This is a genomic window from Parasphingopyxis marina, assembly GCF_014237875.1.
Classification (GTDB): domain Bacteria; phylum Pseudomonadota; class Alphaproteobacteria; order Sphingomonadales; family Sphingomonadaceae; genus Parasphingopyxis; species Parasphingopyxis marina.
The window spans coordinates 248,748-265,399 of sequence record NZ_JACJVJ010000001.1 but is presented as its reverse complement, the minus strand read 5'-3'; the positions used below and the strand labels follow the sequence as shown (position 1 = coordinate 265,399).

14 protein-coding genes are annotated in these 16,652 nt (G+C 66.0%); 9 read left to right on the top strand and 5 right to left on the bottom strand.

The genetic code is table 11. The annotated features are described in order from the left end of the window. Positions 1-4: 4 nt before the first annotated feature. Positions 5-1,288 (top strand): 3,4-dihydroxy-2-butanone-4-phosphate synthase, encoded by a 1,284-nt coding sequence (gene ribB, locus H6P80_RS01200; protein WP_185799530.1) that lies wholly within the window; start codon positions 5-7, stop codon positions 1,286-1,288. Positions 1,289-1,292: 4 nt separating this feature from the next. Further along, positions 1,293-1,715 (top strand): 6,7-dimethyl-8-ribityllumazine synthase, encoded by a 423-nt coding sequence (gene ribH / locus H6P80_RS01195; RefSeq protein ID WP_185799529.1) that lies wholly within the window; start codon positions 1,293-1,295, stop codon positions 1,713-1,715. A 3-nt stretch (positions 1,716-1,718) separates the two neighbouring features. Here ribH and H6P80_RS01190 read toward each other — a convergent pair whose 3' ends face one another. Beyond that, positions 1,719-2,816 carry an alkene reductase gene (locus H6P80_RS01190; RefSeq protein ID WP_185799528.1) on the bottom strand — a complete coding sequence of 366 codons (1,098 nt, stop codon included), beginning with the start codon at positions 2,814-2,816 and terminating at the stop codon, positions 1,719-1,721. A 114-nt stretch (positions 2,817-2,930) separates the two neighbouring features. Continuing rightward, positions 2,931-3,509, bottom strand: a complete 579-nt coding sequence (locus H6P80_RS01185) for a urate hydroxylase PuuD (protein WP_185799527.1) — start codon at positions 3,507-3,509, stop codon at positions 2,931-2,933. A gap of 135 nt (positions 3,510-3,644) precedes the next feature. Here H6P80_RS01185 and H6P80_RS01180 point away from each other — a divergent pair, with 135 nt between their 5' ends. From H6P80_RS01180 to ssb, 4 genes are all read left to right on the top strand, one after another. After that, positions 3,645-4,322 carry a COQ9 family protein gene (locus H6P80_RS01180; RefSeq protein WP_407947225.1) on the top strand — a complete coding sequence of 226 codons (678 nt, stop codon included), beginning with the start codon at positions 3,645-3,647 and terminating at the stop codon, positions 4,320-4,322. 63 nt (positions 4,323-4,385) lie between these two features. Beyond that, positions 4,386-4,652 (top strand): FeoA family protein, encoded by a 267-nt coding sequence (locus tag H6P80_RS01175; RefSeq protein WP_185799525.1) that lies wholly within the window; start codon positions 4,386-4,388, stop codon positions 4,650-4,652. Then, on the top strand, positions 4,649-6,517 hold the full coding sequence (gene feoB, locus H6P80_RS01170; protein WP_185799524.1) for a ferrous iron transporter B: 1,869 nt from the start codon (positions 4,649-4,651) through the stop codon (positions 6,515-6,517). The genes H6P80_RS01175 and feoB overlap by 4 nt, the downstream gene beginning before the upstream one ends. Positions 6,518-6,551: 34 nt before the next feature. Further along, entirely contained in the window at positions 6,552-7,061 is a 510-nt protein-coding gene (ssb, locus tag H6P80_RS01165; protein ID WP_221892850.1) for a single-stranded DNA-binding protein, read from the top strand. A 27-nt stretch (positions 7,062-7,088) separates the two neighbouring features. Here the strand turns inward: ssb and H6P80_RS01160 are convergent, their stop codons facing one another. Then, the gene (locus H6P80_RS01160; RefSeq protein ID WP_185799523.1) at positions 7,089-7,625 is read right to left on the bottom strand and encodes a YceD family protein; all 537 of its coding nucleotides are present in this window, start codon (positions 7,623-7,625) and stop codon (positions 7,089-7,091) included. Then, positions 7,622-8,149: a ubiquinol-cytochrome C chaperone family protein gene (locus tag H6P80_RS01155; RefSeq protein WP_185799522.1), complete on the bottom strand. Its 528-nt coding sequence runs from the start codon at positions 8,147-8,149 to the stop codon at positions 7,622-7,624. The genes H6P80_RS01160 and H6P80_RS01155 overlap by 4 nt, the downstream gene beginning before the upstream one ends. 123 nt (positions 8,150-8,272) lie before the next feature. Here H6P80_RS01155 and H6P80_RS01150 point away from each other — a divergent pair, with 123 nt between their 5' ends. Further along, a complete protein-coding gene (locus tag H6P80_RS01150) occupies positions 8,273-8,776 on the top strand; it encodes an outer membrane protein assembly factor BamE (RefSeq protein WP_185799521.1) in 504 nt (167 codons plus the stop codon). A gap of 43 nt (positions 8,777-8,819) precedes the next feature. Here H6P80_RS01150 and H6P80_RS01145 read toward each other — a convergent pair whose 3' ends face one another. Then, positions 8,820-11,081 carry an NADP-dependent malic enzyme gene (locus tag H6P80_RS01145; protein ID WP_185799520.1) on the bottom strand — a complete coding sequence of 754 codons (2,262 nt, stop codon included), beginning with the start codon at positions 11,079-11,081 and terminating at the stop codon, positions 8,820-8,822. 104 nt (positions 11,082-11,185) lie between these two features. Between H6P80_RS01145 and mutS the strand changes: the two genes are divergently transcribed. Both mutS and H6P80_RS01135 read left to right on the top strand, forming a co-directional pair. After that, positions 11,186-13,852: a DNA mismatch repair protein MutS gene (gene mutS, locus H6P80_RS01140; RefSeq protein ID WP_456238496.1), complete on the top strand. Its 2,667-nt coding sequence runs from the start codon at positions 11,186-11,188 to the stop codon at positions 13,850-13,852. 38 nt (positions 13,853-13,890) lie between these two features. Then, on the top strand, positions 13,891-16,644 hold the full coding sequence (locus H6P80_RS01135; RefSeq protein ID WP_185799519.1) for a [protein-PII] uridylyltransferase: 2,754 nt from the start codon (positions 13,891-13,893) through the stop codon (positions 16,642-16,644). Positions 16,645-16,652: the final 8 nt, after the last annotated feature.

Sequence of the window (16,652 nt, the reverse complement as noted above, 5' to 3'; positions counted from 1 at the left end):
CGCCATGTCTACACCGCTCATCCGCAATATCCGCGATCTCGTCGCCTCGGGCGAAGTCACCAAGGCGGGCCTCGCCAAGGCCGTCGGCCTGCACCCCAATTCGCTGCGCCAGCTCGACGAGGAGGAGTGGAACCCGACCGCCGACACGCTGAAAAAGCTCGAAACCTATCTGGTGACGGGCGGCGGCGCGGCGCTCGCCTCTCCCGAAGAGATTATCGAGGCGGCGCGCAACGGGCGGATGTTCATCCTTGTCGACGACGAGGACCGGGAAAATGAGGGCGATCTCGTGATCCCCGCGCAGATGGCGACGCCCGATGCGATCAACTTCATGGCCAAATATGGCCGCGGCCTGATCTGCCTCGCGCTGACCAAGGATCGCACCGAGCAACTCGGCCTCGACCTGATGACCCGCAACAACGAGACCCGGCACGAAACCGCCTTTACCGTTTCGATCGAGGCGCGCGAGGGCGTCACCACCGGAATCTCCGCGGCGGATCGCGCGCGCACCGTTTCGGTCGCGATCGATGCGTCCAAGGGCAAGGAGGAGATCGTCACCCCCGGCCATGTCTTCCCGCTCGTCGCCCGGCCCGGCGGCGTGCTGGTACGCGCCGGCCATACCGAGGCGGCGGTCGATATCTCCCGCCTCGCCGGGCTCAATCCCTCGGGCGTGATCTGCGAGATCATGAACGAAGACGGCACGATGGCGCGGATGACCGACCTCGTCGCGTTCGCGCAGCTCCACAATCTCAAGATCGGCACGATCCGCGATCTGATCGCCTATCGCCGCAAGCACGATCATCTCGTCGAGCCGACCGGCGAAGCGCCCTTCACGAGCCGCTGGGGCGGCGACTGGAAGGCGATGTCCTTCCGCAACAAGGCGACGGGCACCGAACAGGTGGCGCTGGTCAAGGGCAAGGTCGATCCCGAAAAGCCCACGCTCGTCCGCATGCACGCCATTTCGGCCTTTGCGGATATGCTGGGAGAGGAGGGCCCGCGCGGTTCGATGCTATCGCGCTCGATGGAAATCATCGGCGAGGAGGGCTCGGGCGTCGTCGTCGTCATCAACCGCGAGACCAATTCCCCGCTCACCCGCGCGCTGAAGTTCAAGTCCGGGCAGGAGCGGCCCAATATGGAAGAATTGCGCGATTATGGCGTCGGCGCGCAGATCCTCACCGAGCTTGGCGTGCAGGACATGATCCTGCTCACCAACACCCATCACAGCATGGTGGGCCTCGATGCCTATGGCCTGTCGGTCGTCGGCGAACGCGCGATCGACAGCGAGGATTAGACCCATGGCCAAATTCCTGATCGTCGAAGCGCGCTTCTACGACCAATATAATGACTGGCTGATCGAGGGCGCGAAAGCGGCGCTGGACGAGGCCGGGCATGGCCATGAGGTGATCACGGTTCCCGGCGCGCTCGAAATTCCGGGCGCGGTCGCGATGGCCGCGGAAACCGGCCAATATGACGGGTTCGTCGCGATCGGCGTCGTCATCCGCGGCGAAACCTATCATTTCGAGATCGTTTCGAACGAAAGCGCGCGCGCGCTGATGGCGCTGACGATGGACGGCATTCCCATCGGCAACGGCATCCTCACGGTCGAAAATGGCGATCAGGCGGAAGTCCGCGCGCGGCCGGACCAGAAGGACAAGGGCGGGGAGGCGGCCAAGGCCGCCATCGCCATGTTCGATCTCGGCCAGCGTTTCGCCGGCTAGCCGCTATCCCGCTGCGGCGGCGGTTGCCGCAGCGAAGGGATAATCGACATAGCCTTCGCGGCCCTGGCTGTACCAGGTCTGGTAATCGCCCTCGGCGAGCGGGATGTTCTCGGCGAAGCGGCACGGCAGATCGGGGTTGGAAATGAACGGCCGGCCATAGGTGATCGCATCGGCGATGCCGCTGTCGAGCGCAGCCTGCCCATCTTCCTTGCCATAGTCGGAATTGAGGATCAGCGGGCCGCTAAAGGCCTTGCGGATCAGCGGCGAGAGCTTCGGCACGTCGGTTTGCCCGAAAGTGCCGTCCGGCCCGGGTTCGCGCAGTTCGAGAAAGGCGATGCCGGCATCGGCAAGCTTCTGCGCGGCCAGCGGAAACACATTTTCGGGATGGCTGTCGTTGGTCCCTTGCGAATCGCCATTGGGCGAGAGGCGGACCGAGGTGCGGTCGCCCCCGACTTCGCGGACGACGGTGCGGGCGATCTCGTCGAGCAGCCGCGTGCGGTTGTCCGGCGATCCGCCATAGGCATCGTCGCGCAGATTGGTGCCGTCGCGCAGGAACTGGTCGATCAGATAGCCGTTAGCGGCATGGATCTGAACGCCATCGAAGCCGGCCAGCATGGCGTTGCGCGCGGCCCGGGCATAATCGTCAAGCAACCCGGGAATTTCGTCCGCGCGCAGCGGCCGGGCCTCGGCATAGTCCTGCTTGCCGTCATAGGTGTGCGCCTGTCCGGGCGCGGTCGTCGCCGAGGCGGAAACCGGCTGTCCGCCGCCGAGAAAGGAAGGATGGACGATCCGCCCCATATGCCAGAGCTGGGAGACGATCCGTCCGCCGGCATCGTGGACGGCGGCGGTGATCGGCTTCCAGGCTTCGGTCTGCTCGTCGGTCCACAGGCCCGGGGCAAAGGGCCAGCCCAGCCCCTGGCGGGACATGCCGGTCGCTTCGGAAATGATCAGGCCCGCGCCGGCGCGCTGGCTGTAATATTCGGCCATGACCGGCGTCGGCACATGGTCTCGCGTCGCGCGGGCGCGCGTGAGCGGCGCCATCAGGATGCGGTTGGGCGCCTCTATCGCGCCAAGCGTAATGGGATCGAAAAGCGAAGCCATGAAGGGGTCCCCTGCAAGAATGTCTTGGCTGTAAATAAGAGACGCCGCGCCCTTGACCAGAGCGCGGCGTCCAAGCTTTTCTAGGCCCGCCTAAAGCCGGGCCGACGCGCGCGGCTAGCTGCCGAGCATGCCCTGCGTCACCATGCAGTAGAGCATGGGGATCGAAAGCAGCGTGTTGAGCCGCGATGCGATCAAGGCGCGCGGCGCGGCTGCGGCCTTGGCGGCGTCATCCGCCTCGACGATGCCGAGGATCTTCTTCTGGGCAGGCCAGATGATGAACCAGACGTTGAACGCCATGATCAGCGCCATCCACATGCCGATGCCGATCAGGCGAACGCCCGGCTGCAAGGTCAGCGCCTCGGTAACATAGCCCGAAAGATGCGCGACGGTGAGCCCGGTCAGCACCGTGAAGGCGGCCGCCCAGCGGAACCAGAACAGCGCCTTGGGGGCGATATGGCCGGTCACCGCGCCTTTCTGTTCGGCGGGGATGCCCGGCATCGCCGGCACCTGCACGAAGTTGAAATAATAGAGCAGGCCGATCCACATGATGCCGCACAGCACGTGGAGATAACGCATGAAGGCATTGGCATAGCCTTCGCCCATCACATCGCCATGAAGGCCGAACATGATCGCCAGCAGCACGACCACGCCGACGGCCAGCACAAGGTTCAGATTCCCGAATAATTTTGCCATTTGCGTCCCCTCTTTTATTGGCGGCCCGCCCAAGGGCCGCATTGCGCGCCTGAACTACCAAAAGCGTGGCTGCCTGTCATCTGCGCATCTCCTCCCCACGCGCCGCATGGCTTGGCGCGCACCGCCGATCGGCCTATGGACGGGCGCATGGCCGAACCGCTTCCCCAGGACCCGACACTCGACGAAATGAGGACGCATCTCGCGCCGCGTATCGCCGCCCATGCCGCGTTCGACGGCTGGAGCGATGCCGCGGTGGAACGCGCGGCGGAGGAGCTGGAGATCGATCCGGATCAGGCGAGGCTCGCCTTTCCGAAAGGCGCGGCCGACATGATCGATGCCTGGTTCGCCGGAATCGACGCGGAAATGGCGGCGGCTTTCTCCGCCCAAGAGCTGGCGGCGATGCCCGTGCACAAGCGTATCCGCGCAGCGGTGCTCAAGCGTATCGAGATCGCCCGGCCGGCCAGGGAAGCGCTGCGCCGCGCGCTGGCGATCCTCGCCATGCCGCAGAACATGCCGCTTGCCGCGAAACTCTCCTGGCGTTCGGCCGATGCGATGTGGCGGTTGGCCGGCGATACCGCGACCGATTTCAACCATTATAGCAAACGGGGCATATTGGCCGGAGTCTACGGGTCCACGATCATGGCCTGGCTCGACGACGAGAGCGAGGGCGAGGCGGAAACCATCGCCTTTCTCGACCGGCGGCTCGGCAATGTCGCCGATTTCGAAACCTTCAAGAAGCGGCTGGCCGGCGATCCCGACCAGCGGTTCAGCGTCACGCGCTTCCTGGGCCGCTTGCGCTATCCGGGGCGATAGCAGCAAAGGCTGGCCTTTCGCTTTCGTTATTGATAATCACTCGCAGCAACGAACTTTGAATGGATGAGTCGCGTGATTCTCGATGATTTGCCGCTAAACCAGGCCGCGCGCATTGCCGCGATCGACTGGGCCGCCCTCGCGCCCGGCGACGCCAAGCGCCTGCGCGAACTCGGCTTCGACGAAGGCGTTACGATAGAGCCGCTGCACCGCGCGCCGTTCGGCCGCGATCCCGTCGCCTGCAAGGTCGGGCGGATGACGGTCGCCGTGCGCCGGGCCCATGCCCTTGTCATCCAGGTGGACGTTTCGGAACCGGAAGTCGAAGCGGCGTGACGACGATCCCGCTGGTTGCGCTGGTCGGCAATCCCAATGCCGGCAAGAGCGCCCTGTTCAACGCGCTGACCGGCGCGCGGCAGAAGGTCGGCAATTATCCCGGCGTCACCGTGGAGCGCCATGCCGGGCGGCTGGCGCTGGAGGACGGGCGGCCGGTCGAACTGATCGACCTGCCCGGCGCCTACAGCCTCGATCCCTCGAGCCCCGACGAAGCGGTGACGCGCGATGTCGTCATCGGCAAGCAGGAGGGCGAGCGACTGCCCGACGCGCTGATCGTCGTCGTCGATGCGGCCAATCTCGAAAATCACCTGCGCTTCGCGCTCCAGCTGGCCGAGCTCGGCTTGCCGATGGTCGTCGCGCTCAACATGATCGACCTTGCGACCCGCGACGGGCTGGAGATCGACCCCGAGATCCTTTCGCGCGAACTTGGCGTGCCGGTGATCCCCACCGTCGCCGTGCGCAAGCGCGGCATGGCGGAGCTCAAGGCCGCGGTCGGCGAGGCGGTGGCGCAGGGCAATCTGCGCAAAATCGAGCCGGGCCGCGGCGATGGCGACGAATATGACACGATCCTCGATACTCGGCGCGCGCGCGATCTCGCCCGCCGGGCGATTCTCAGCGAGGCGCCGGGCCGGCAATGGACGCGGCGGATCGACAGGATATTGCTGCACCCGGTGATCGGCCTCGTGGTGCTCCTGGCGCTGCTGTTCCTGATCTTCCAGGCGGTGTTCGCCTGGGCGACGCCGATGATGGACGGGATAGAGGCCGCGCAGGGCTGGATCGCCGGCGGCGTCGATGCGGGCCTGCCCGACGGATTCGCGAAATCCCTGCTGATCGACGGCGTGATCAACGGCGTCGGTTCGGTCATCGTCTTCCTGCCGCAGATCCTGATCCTCTTCTTCTTCATCCTGCTGCTCGAAGGCACGGGCTATATGACGCGCGCGGCCTTCCTCATGGACCGGATGATGAGCCGTTTCGGCCTGTCGGGATCCTCCTTCATCCCGCTCCTCTCCTCCTTCGCCTGCGCGATCCCCGGGATCATGGCGACGCGGACGATCGCCGATCCCAAGGACCGGCTGACGACGATCCTCATCGCCCCGCTGATGACCTGCTCGGCGCGGCTGCCGGTCTACACGATCATCATCGGCGCGTTTATCGCCAACGATACGGTGGGGCCGGGCATCGGGCGGCAGGGGCTGGTGCTGTTCGGCCTGTATGTCGCCGGCGTCATCGGCGCGATGCTCGCCGCGCTGGTCCTCCGGCGCACGGTCGCCAAGGGTGCGGCGGCGAGCTTCATCATGGAAATGCCGAAATATCAGCTGCCCTCGCTGCGCGACCTGCTGATCGGCCTGTGGCAGCGCGGCTATATCTTCCTGAGGCGCGCGGGCACGATCATCTTCGCGACGACCATCGTCCTGTGGGTGCTGCTCTCTTTCCCGCAGGTGCCCGAGGGCAGCACGATGACGCAAAGCGAATATTCGGCCGCCGGCCGCGTCGCCAAGGGCCTCAACGTCGTCATGGCGCCGATCGGTTTCAACGAGGAGATCAGCCTCGCGCTGATCCCGGCGATGGCGGCGCGCGAGGTTGCCGTGTCGGCGCTCGCGACCACCTATTCGATCGACGAGAGCGACGAGGCGCAGGCCGAACAATCGCTCTCCCAGCGGCTGCAGGCCCGGTGGAGCCTGCCGACCGCCCTCGCCTTCCTCGCCTGGTTCGTTTTCGCGCCGCAATGCCTGTCGACGATCGCGGTCACGCGGCGCGAAACCAACAGCTGGCGATGGCCGGGATTCATGCTGCTTTACCTGTTTGCCCTTGCCTATGCCGCGGCGGGAATAACCTATTGGACAGCAACCGCCGCCGGGTTGTAGGCGAAAGCCTCAACCAAGAGACTCGGAGACGATAATGGCGGGCAGCGTCAACAAGGTAATCCTGATCGGCAATCTGGGCCGGGACCCCGAAAGCCGGACCTTTTCGAACGGCGGCAAGGTCTGCAACCTGCGCATCGCGACCTCGGAAAGCTGGAAGGACAAGCAGACCGGCGAGCGCAAGGAGCGCACCGAATGGCACAGCGTCGCGATCTTCTCCGAAGGGCTGGCCAATGTCGCCGAACGCTATCTGCGCAAGGGTTCCAAAGTCTATATCGAAGGCCAGCTGCGGACCCGCAAATGGCAGGACCAGTCGGGTAACGACCGCTATTCGACCGAAATCGTGATCGACGGCTTCAACGGCAGCATGACGATGCTCGACGGCCGGGACGGCGGCGGTGGAGGCGGCGGCGGCGCGGCGTCCGGCGGCGCGGGCGCCTGGGGCGGCGGCCAGTCGGACGATGGTTATGGCGGCGGCCAGAGCTCGGGCTCGGCCCCGGCCGGCGGCGCCTTCGACGACGATCTCGACGACGACGTTCCGTTTTAGGCGTCGGCCCCGCCCGGGGCGCGGCGGTCAGTCCTTCCCGGCCAGCTTGTCCCGCAAGCCCTTCAGCGCGCCGAAGGGCCCGGCCTCTTCCTCGCTGATCACGCCGGCTTCGCGCAGTGCATCGCCGGCGTCCCCGCTCCGCGGAAACGGGTCGAGCGCCAGCGCCATGGTCTGCGCGGCGGCTTCGCCGAGATCGACGGCATTGCCGTCATAGAAAAGCGTCTCGCATTCCTCGGCGCTGAGTTCGATCTCTTCCTCCGCGCCATCGGCCTGCCCCTCGGGCACGAAGCGCAGGTCGAAGGGCTCCGCGATCTCGCCGGGCACCGGATCCCCGGTCACCACACAGGCCTGCACGACGCTGGCCTCTACCTGCCCCTTCGCGAACACCGCCGGGCCGTCGCGCCGCACAATGGCGCGCGCGGCCAGCCTCTCGATCGCCTCGAGCCCGAATCGCGTCGCCAGCGCCGCGCATTCGCCCGCATCGGCCTCGATCGTCCTTTCGATCTCGCCTGCGCCCAGCGCGTCGAGCGGCAGCGGGCGGGAAAATTCGGGCGGCGCGCTCATGCCAGTGCCGGCAGCGCCCCGGCCAGCACTGCGTCGGCGGCCGTCGTCTTGAGGTCGGCGGCAAAGCCCTCGAGCCGCGCGGCGGCAAATGCCTGCTCCGCAGCGCCGGGGGCCTCGCCCCGGTAGAGATTGCGCGCCAGCGCCTCGCTCGGATCGCCGCCCGGCGCGAAACCTTCGCGATAGGCCGCCATCCGGCCGCCGAGCGCGCCCATCATCTTGCCGATATGCTTGCCGACGATGACGTCGCCGATGCCGAGCTGCCGCAGCTGGCTGTCCATATCGTCGATGAAGACTTCGGTCAGCAGCGCGCTTTCCGATGCATGCGCTTCGCCCTCGGCTTCGATACGGATGAGCACGAGCGAGAGAATCGCGGCGATCATGTCGAACCGGCCGTCCTGCGTGTCGGGGACGCCGCCCTCGCTATACCAGCGCGGATCGCGCGCATGGCCGACGATAGCGCGGTAAAGCGGTGCAAGGGCCTCGCGGGGCCGGTCGCGGCCGAACAGGCGGGTAAGGAAAGACATGGTTTGCGCGGGGCTCCCGTTGCGATGCGGCCTTGCTATCGCGGCCTCCTTCCGCATATTGAGCGCCCGATTTCAAGTTGCAATGGCCGGATGTAACGGGCCGTTGCGCGTAAGGAGACTGTAATGGCCCGGAATGTGCGGCTTATCCCGATGATCGCCACGCTGGCGGCGCTGATGGCGACGAGCGTCGTGACGAGCGGCTGCGCGCGGGTTCGCTATCATCAAGGCTATATCGGCGAACAGCTGCTGATCAATTCGGTGGAACCGGGGATCGACAACCGCGCCTCGGTCGAAGCGACCCTGGGCCGGCCGACCTTTACCAGCCAGTTCACCCAGCCCGGCGAAACCCCGGTCTGGTATTATGTGGCGCGCGACACCCGCCAGCTCGCCTTCGCCAATCCCCGCCCGGTCGCGCAGGATATTATTGCCGTGCGCTTCGATCCCCAGGGCAATGTCGCCACCGTCGATCATATCGGCATGGAGCAGGTCGCCTTTGTGAATCCGTGGGGCGAGGAAACGCCGACCCTGGGCCGCAACCGCAGCTTCTTCCAGGAACTGTTCGGCAATATCGGCCAGGTCGGCCGCTCCAACCAGGGCGGCGGTACGGCCGATAACCCGCAGGGTTAGGGGGTCGGTTGGTCGAGCCCGGCCGACAGACCAACCTGACGGGCTACCGCGCTATTCCGCCCGCCGCGAGTACGGCCAGAGTTACCAGCTCGCTTGCCGCCGCCGACATGGTGGCGATCTGAACCGGCTTTTCCATGCCGATCAGCATCGGCCCGATGACATGGTCGCCGCCCAGTTCGCGCAGCAGCTTGGCGCTGAGATTGGCCGATTGCAGGCCGGGCATCACCAGCACATTGGCGGGCTGCGACAGGCGGCTGAACGGATAATTTTCCATCAGCCTGGGGTTTAGCGCGACGTCCGGCGCCATTTCCCCTTCATATTCGAAGCTCACGCCGCGCGCGTCGAGCAGCGCCACCGCCTCGCGGATATTCTCCAGCCAGTTGCCCGATGGGTTGCCGAAGGTCGAATAGGAGAGAAAGGCGACGCGCGGCTCGTGGCCCATGCGCCGGGCCACCGCGGCCGTCTGTTCGGCGATGTCGGCTAGCAGTTCGGGCGAGGGGCGCTCGTTCACCGTGGTGTCGGCCATGAACACGGTATGATGCTTGCCGACGAGAACATGGATGCCGAAGGGGCGGCGGCCTGCCGCCGGGTCGATCACCTTCATCACCTGGCTTAGCGACTGGCTGTACTGGCGGGTGACGCCGGTGATCATCACATCGGCCTCGCCGAGTTCCAGCAGCAGCGCGGCGAAGATGTTGCGATCCTGGTTCACCAGCCGTTCGCAATCGCGCCGCAGATAACCGCGCCGCTGGAGCCGCTCGTAGAGATAGTCGACCATCTGCGGGACGAGCGGCGAATTGCGGCTGTTGTGGTATTCGATGCTTTCCGGGTCTTCGACGCCGAGCGCGCGCAGCCGGTCCGGCACGTCGTCGCGGCCGACCAGCACCGGCACGCCATACCCGCCGTCGCGGAACTGGATTGCGGCGCGCATCACCACTTCCTCCTCGCCCTCGGCGAACAGCACCCGGCGCGGCTGCGCGCGCGCCTGCTCATAGGCCAGCGTCAGCACCGATGTCGTCGGGTTCAGCCGCGCTTTGAGCGTGTGGCGATATTCGTCCATGTCGAGGATCGGCAAGCGGGCGACACCCGAATCCATCGCCGCCTGCGCGACCGCGGCCGGAACGATTTCCATCAGCCGGGGATCGAAGGGCGCGGGTATGATGTAATCGGGGCCGAAGCTGTGCGACGTGCCGTAGGCGGCGGCGACTTCTTCGGGCACCTGCTGGCGCGCCAGTGCGGCAATGGCCTGGGCCGCGGCAATCTTCATCTCGTCGTTGATCGTGGTGGCCCGCACATCCAGCGCGCCGCGGAAAATGAAGGGAAAGCCGAGAACATTGTTGACCTGGTTGGGATAATCCGAGCGGCCGGTCGCGATGATCGCGTCGGGCCGCGCTTCCTTCGCCTCGGGCGGCGTGATTTCGGGATCGGGATTGGCCATGGCGAAAATGATCGGCTGCTTGGCCATCTCCATGACCATGGACGGCTCCAAGGCGCCCGCCGCGGACAGGCCGAGGAAGATATCGGCGCCGGACAGGGCCTCTTCCAATGTGCGGGCGTCGGTATTCGCGGCATGGGCGGATTTCCACTGGTCCATCCCTTCCTCGCGTCCCTGGTAGATGACGCCCTTGCGATCGCACATGATGACATTGTCGTGCGGCATGCCCATCGCCTTGATCAGCTCCGTGCAGGCGATGGCCGCCGCGCCCGCGCCGTTCACCACCATGCGGGCGTTCTTGATGTCCCGCCCGGTCAGGTGCAGCGCGTTGATGAGGCCCGCCGCCGAGATGATCGCGGTGCCGTGCTGGTCGTCGTGAAAGACCGGGATGTTCATCCGCTCCTTCAGCGTCTGCTCGATGATGAAGCAGGCCGGCGCGCCGATATCTTCCAGATTGATGCCACCGAAGCTCGGCTCCATGATCTCGACGGCGGAAATGAACTTGTCGACATCCTCGGTATCGAGCTCGATATCGATCGAATCGACATCGGCGAAACGCTTGAAGAGCACGGCTTTGCCCTCCATCACCGGTTTCGAGGCGAGCGCGCCGAGATTGCCGAGCCCGAGTATCGCCGTGCCGTTGGAGATGACGGCGACCAGATTGCCCTTGGCGGTATAGTCATAGGCCTTGGCAGGATCTTCGGCGATCGCCTTTACCGGGACGGCGACGCCCGGCGAATAGGCGAGCGCCAGGTCGCGCTGGGTCGCCATCGGCTTCGAGGCGACGATCTCGATCTTGCCGGGGCGTCCATAGGAGTGGAAAAGCAGGGCCTCGCGTTCCGAAAACTCGACATTGCTCTTCTCGCTCATTGTCTTCCCCTGTGGACGAAGCGGTGGATAAGGCGCGGGTTTCCCCGGTGCCGCCTTTTGAGGCATGGCGGCGGCGGCGGCAAGTCGCTATCCCTGCGAATCCAATGGCAACACGGGTAAAATCGCGCGGCGAGGCCGGGTCCGCGAAAAAGGACGGGCCGACGCCGATGATGGCGCAGTATCTGGCGCTCAAGGAAAGCGTGCCCGATTGCCTGCTCTTCTACCGGATGGGCGATTTTTTCGAGCTGTTTTTCGAGGATGCGAAACGGGCGGCGGCGACGCTCGATATCGCGCTCACCGCGCGCGGCGAGCATGACGGCGAGCCGATTCCGATGTGCGGCGTCCCCGCGCACAGCCATGAGGCCTATCTCGCGCGGCTGATCAAGGCGGGGCACCGGGTCGCCATCGCCGACCAGACCGAAACGCCCGAAGAAGCGAAGAAACGCGCCAGGAAAGAGGGGAGGGCCGCCAAGGCGCTGGTCGCCCGCGCGATCGTTCGCATTGTCACCGCGGGGACCCTGACCGAAGAGACGCTGCTCGATGCCCGCGCTTCCAACTGGCTGGTCGCGGTCGCCGAAGCGGGCGGCGATATCGGTATCGCCGCCGCCGACATCTCTACCGGGCGGTTCGAACTTTCATCGGCACCAATAGCGATGCTCGACGCCGAACTCGCGCGCCTCGGCGCGGCCGAGATCATCGCGCCCGAGGGCTTCGAACGCGCGCCCGACGACGCCCATATCTGCGCCAGGAGCGATTTCAGCAGCATCGAGGCCGAGCGGCGGCTGAAAACCGTGTTCGGCGTCGCGACGCTGGATGGTTTCGGCCAGTTCGACCGCGCCGAGCTCGCCGCGGCCGGCGGCCTCCTCGCCTATCTCGATAGCGCGGGCCAGGGTGCGCTGCCCTTCCTTCAGCCGCCGCGCCACCACCGCGCGGGCGACTATATGCTGATCGACGCGGCGACGCGCGAGAGCCTGGAGCTCACCCATTCGGCCAGCGGCAATCGCGGTGGCAGCCTGCTGTCCGCCATCGACCGGACGGTAACGGGCGCCGGCGCGCGGCTGCTCGCCGTCGATATCGCCGCGCCACTTACAACGACCGATGCCATCGAGGCGCGGCTCGATCTCGTTGCGCTGTTCGAAAGCGATGCCGGGCGGCGCGACCATCTGCGCGCGGCGCTGAAGGCGCTCCCGGATATCGGCCGCGCGCTTGGCCGGCTGGTTGCCGGTCGCGGCAGCCCCCGCGATCTCGGCCTGCTCCGCGACGGTCTTTACGCCGCGCGCGACCTTCATGAGGCGCTTGCGCGGATCGACGAGCCTCCCGCCCTGCTCGCCGAAACGCTGCCCCGGCTCACCGGCCATGGCGCGCTCAGCGATCATCTGGCGCGCGCGCTCGTCCCTTCGCCGCCGATCGATACCGCGCAGGGTGGCTATATCGCCGAGGGGTACGACGCGGCGCTGGACGATCTGCGTGAAACGGCGGGCGACGGGCGGCGCGCGATTGCCGCGCTCGAAGCGCGCTATCGGGAAGCGCGAGGCATTGCGAGCCTCAAGATCAAGCACAACAACGTCCTCGGTTATCATATCGAAGTGCCCTCGAAACATGCCGACGCCTTGATGGCGGCGGATTCGGGCTTCACCCATCGCCAGACCCTGGCCGGTGTCGTGCGCTTCAACGCGCCCGAGCTGCACGAGGAAGCGCAGCGCGTAATGCAGGCCGGAGCGCACGCACTTGCCGCCGAGGCCGCGCATCTCGAAGAGCTGATCGCCCGAACGCTGAGGGACAGGGATGCCATCGCGGCGACCGCCGATGCGCTCGCCCGGCTCGATGTGGCGTCCGCGCTCGCCGAGCAGGCCGCTCTGCGCGGCTGGACGCGGCCCCGGCTTACGGCCGAACCGTGCTTCGCTGTCGAAGGCGGGCGGCATCCGGTAGTCGAGATGGCGGTCGAGCGGCAGGGCGAACGCTTCGTCGCCAATGATTGCGCGCTCGCGCCCGAGGAACGGCTCTGGCTGGTGACCGGTCCCAATATGGGCGGCAAATCGACCTTCCTGCGGCAGAATGCGCTGATCGCCGTGCTCGCCCAGGCGGGAAGCTACGTCCCGGCGCAATCGGCCAAGCTCGGCATCGTCGACAAGCTCTTCAGCCGCGTCGGCGCGTCGGACAATCTCGCGCGCGGCCGGTCCACCTTCATGGTCGAGATGGTCGAGACCGCGGCGATTCTCGCCCAGGCGACCGAACACAGCTTCGTCATCCTCGACGAGGTCGGGCGCGGTACCTCCACCTATGATGGGCTCGCCATCGCCTGGGCGGTGGTCGAGGCCGTGCATGACGTGAACAAATGCCGCTGCCTGTTCGCGACCCATTATCACGAACTGACCCGGCTCGCCGAACGGCTCGACGCGCTTTCGCTGCGCCATGTCCGCGCGCGTGAATGGCAGGGCGATCTCGTGTTGCTGCACGAACTGGCCGAAGGACCGGCGGATCGCAGCTACGGCCTCGCCGTCGCCAAGCTGGCCGGGCTGCCGAAGGAAACAGTGGGCCGCGCCAAGGCGGTGCTTGCCAAGCTCGAAGCCGGGCGCGAGGCGACCGGCGGGATCGCCGCGGGGCTCGACGATCTGCCTCTCTTCGCCGCCGATGTGCCGCAGATGGAAGAGGATGCCGGCGACCCGCTACGCGAGGCGCTGGACGCGGTCCATGCCGACGACCTCACCCCGCGCGACGCGCTCGATCTGGTCTACCGGCTTAAACGGCTGGCGGACGAGGCAGGCGGATGAGGGTGGCGGTTCGCGGCGGTCACCCCTAGATAGCCCGCATGGTCGAAACCCCGATCCCCAACCGCCGCGCGATCATCGACCGGCGCGAAGTCGCCGAGACGCTGCATGCGCTCGATGCCGAAGGCACGGCAGCGCTGCGCCAGGCGGCGGTAGCCGTGCTCCGCGAGGCAATGGATGCGGGGCGTGCGCAGATTGCCGCGCGGCTCGCGGAAAAGCCGTCCCGCGGCACCGAGATCGTCGAAAGCTATGCCTTTCTTTTCGATCAGCTGCTCCGCCTGCTCTACGATTTCACCGTCCAGCGGCTCTATTCGAACAGCAACCCTTCGGCGGCCGAGCGGCTCTCGCTGATCGCGGTCGGCGGCTATGGGCGCAGCGAAATGGCGCCCTTTTCCGATCTCGATATCGGCTTCCTCACCCCTTACAAACAGACCAGCTGGTGCGAGCAGGTCATCGAATCGATTCTCTACACGCTCTGGGATCTGGGGTTGAAGGTCGGCCACAGCTCGCGCTCGCTCGACGATATGGTGCGGATGGCGAAGAGCGACGTCACGATCCGCACGGCATTGCTTGAGGCGCGCTATGTCTGGGGCGACGAAGCGCTCTATGACGAGGCGTCGCACCGTTTCTATGCCGAGGTCGTCGAAGGCACGGCGCGCGAGTTCACCCGCGACAAGTTGGAGGAACGCGATACGCGGCATGCACGGATGGGCGACAGCCGCTACGTCGTCGAACCCAATGTCAAGGACGGCAAGGGCGGGCTTCGCGATCTCCAAACGCTGTTCTGGATCGGGCGCTATGTCTACAAGGTCCGCGATCTCGGGGAACTGGTCGAACATGGCCTGCTCACCGCCGAAGAACTCCGCCAGTTCCGCAAGGCGCGCAATTTCCTGCTCGCCGTGCGTTGTCACCTGCACCTCATTTCCAAGCGCCCCGAGGAACGGCTGACCTTCGACGTCCAGCCCGAAATCGCCGGCCGCATGCACTATGCCGAACGCACGGGGAAATCGGCGGTCGAGCGCTTCATGCAGCATTATTTCCTCGTCGCGAAACAGGTGGGCGACCTGACCGGTGTCTTCCTCGCCCATCTCGACGAACAATATGGTGCGCGCGGCCGCCGCTTTGCGATGCCGACCCTGCGCCGCAAGCCGCGCAAGCTCCACGGTTTCGTCATCGATCGCGGCCGCCTGTCGGCGCCCCGCGACGATTTCTTCAAAAAGGATCCGGTGCGTTTGATCGAGCTGTTCGCGCTGGCCGACAAGCATGATCTGGAAATCCATCCGCTGACGATGCGCCAGGCCAATCGCGACGAGAAACTCGCCGGCACGATTCGCGATAATCCGCGCGCGAACGCGCTGTTTCTCGATGTCCTTTCCAGCCCGCGGGATCCGGGCAAGGTGCTGCGCTGGATGAACGAGGCCGGCGTGTTCGGCCGCTTCATTCCCGATTTCGGCCGGGTCGTCGCGCAGATGCAGTTCGACATGTATCATCACTATACGGTGGACGAGCACACGATCCGCGCGATCGGCCTGTTGTCGCGGATCGAGAGCGGGGACCTGATCGAGGATCATCCGCTTTCCCACGCGATCATGCAGAAGCTGATTTCGCGCCGCGTGCTCTATGTCGCGGTGTTGCTCCACGATATCGCCAAGGGTCGCGGCGGCGACCATTCGATCCTCGGTGCCCAGGTTGCCGAAAAGCTCTGCCCGCGTCTTGGCCTCGATGCCGGGGAAACGCAGACGGTCGCCTGGCTGGTGCGCAACCATCTGCTGATGTCTGCAACGGCTTTCAAACGCGATCTTGCCGATCCCAAGGCGATCGAGGATTTCGTCCTCGCCGTGAAAAGTCCCGAGCGCCTGAAACTGCTGCTGGTCCTCACGGTCGTCGATATTCGCGCGGTGGGGCCAGGTGTCTGGAACGACTGGAAGCGCCAGCTGCTTTCGGACCTCTACCAGCTGGCCGAGGAAAGGCTGCGGCTCGGCCACAAACAGGATGGACGCAGAGAGCGGATCGCGGCGGCGCAGGATGCGGTCGGGCAGCGGCTCGGCTGGTCCGCTACGAAACTGAGCAGCCTCTTCAAGCGCATGCCCGAGGCGTATTGGATCGCCGAGAATGACGAGGCGGCGGCACGCAACGCGCAGCAGATGGCCGATGCCGATGCGGAGGGCGACAAGCTTTCGATCGTCATGCGGCCCGACGAGGATCGCGGCGCGACGCTCGTCACCGTCTACACGGCCGATCATCCGGGGCTTTTCTTCCGGCTGGCCGGCGCGGTCGACATGGCCGGCGGCAATGTCATCGATGCGCGCATCTATACGAGCCGTGACGGCATGGCGCTCGACAATATCCTCGTCCAGGATCCGCTGGGCGGCACCTTCCAGGATCCCGGCCAGCTCGAGCGCCTGGAAACCGCGATCCGTGATTCGATCGCGAACAAGCACAAGCTGAAGGAAAAGCTGGAGGCCCGTCCGCTGCCCCGCCCGCGCGCCGATGCCTTCCATATCGAGCCGTTGGTGCTGATCGATAACAAGGCGTCGAACCATTATACGGTCGTCGAGGTGAACGCGCTCGATCGGCCCGCGCTGCTGAACGGCCTCGCCCATGCGCTGTTCCAGTCCAAGGCTATGATCAGCTCCGCGCATATCGCCACCTATGGCGAGCGCGCCGTCGATACCTTCTACCTGACGGACCTTTTCGGCGAGAAGATCGCCAACGCCGCCAAACTCAAGGCAATGCAGAAGCGTCTGCTCGAAGCGGCGGCCGAGCCGGGCCAGCAGGAAAAGGAAGCGGCCTAGGCTTTTCC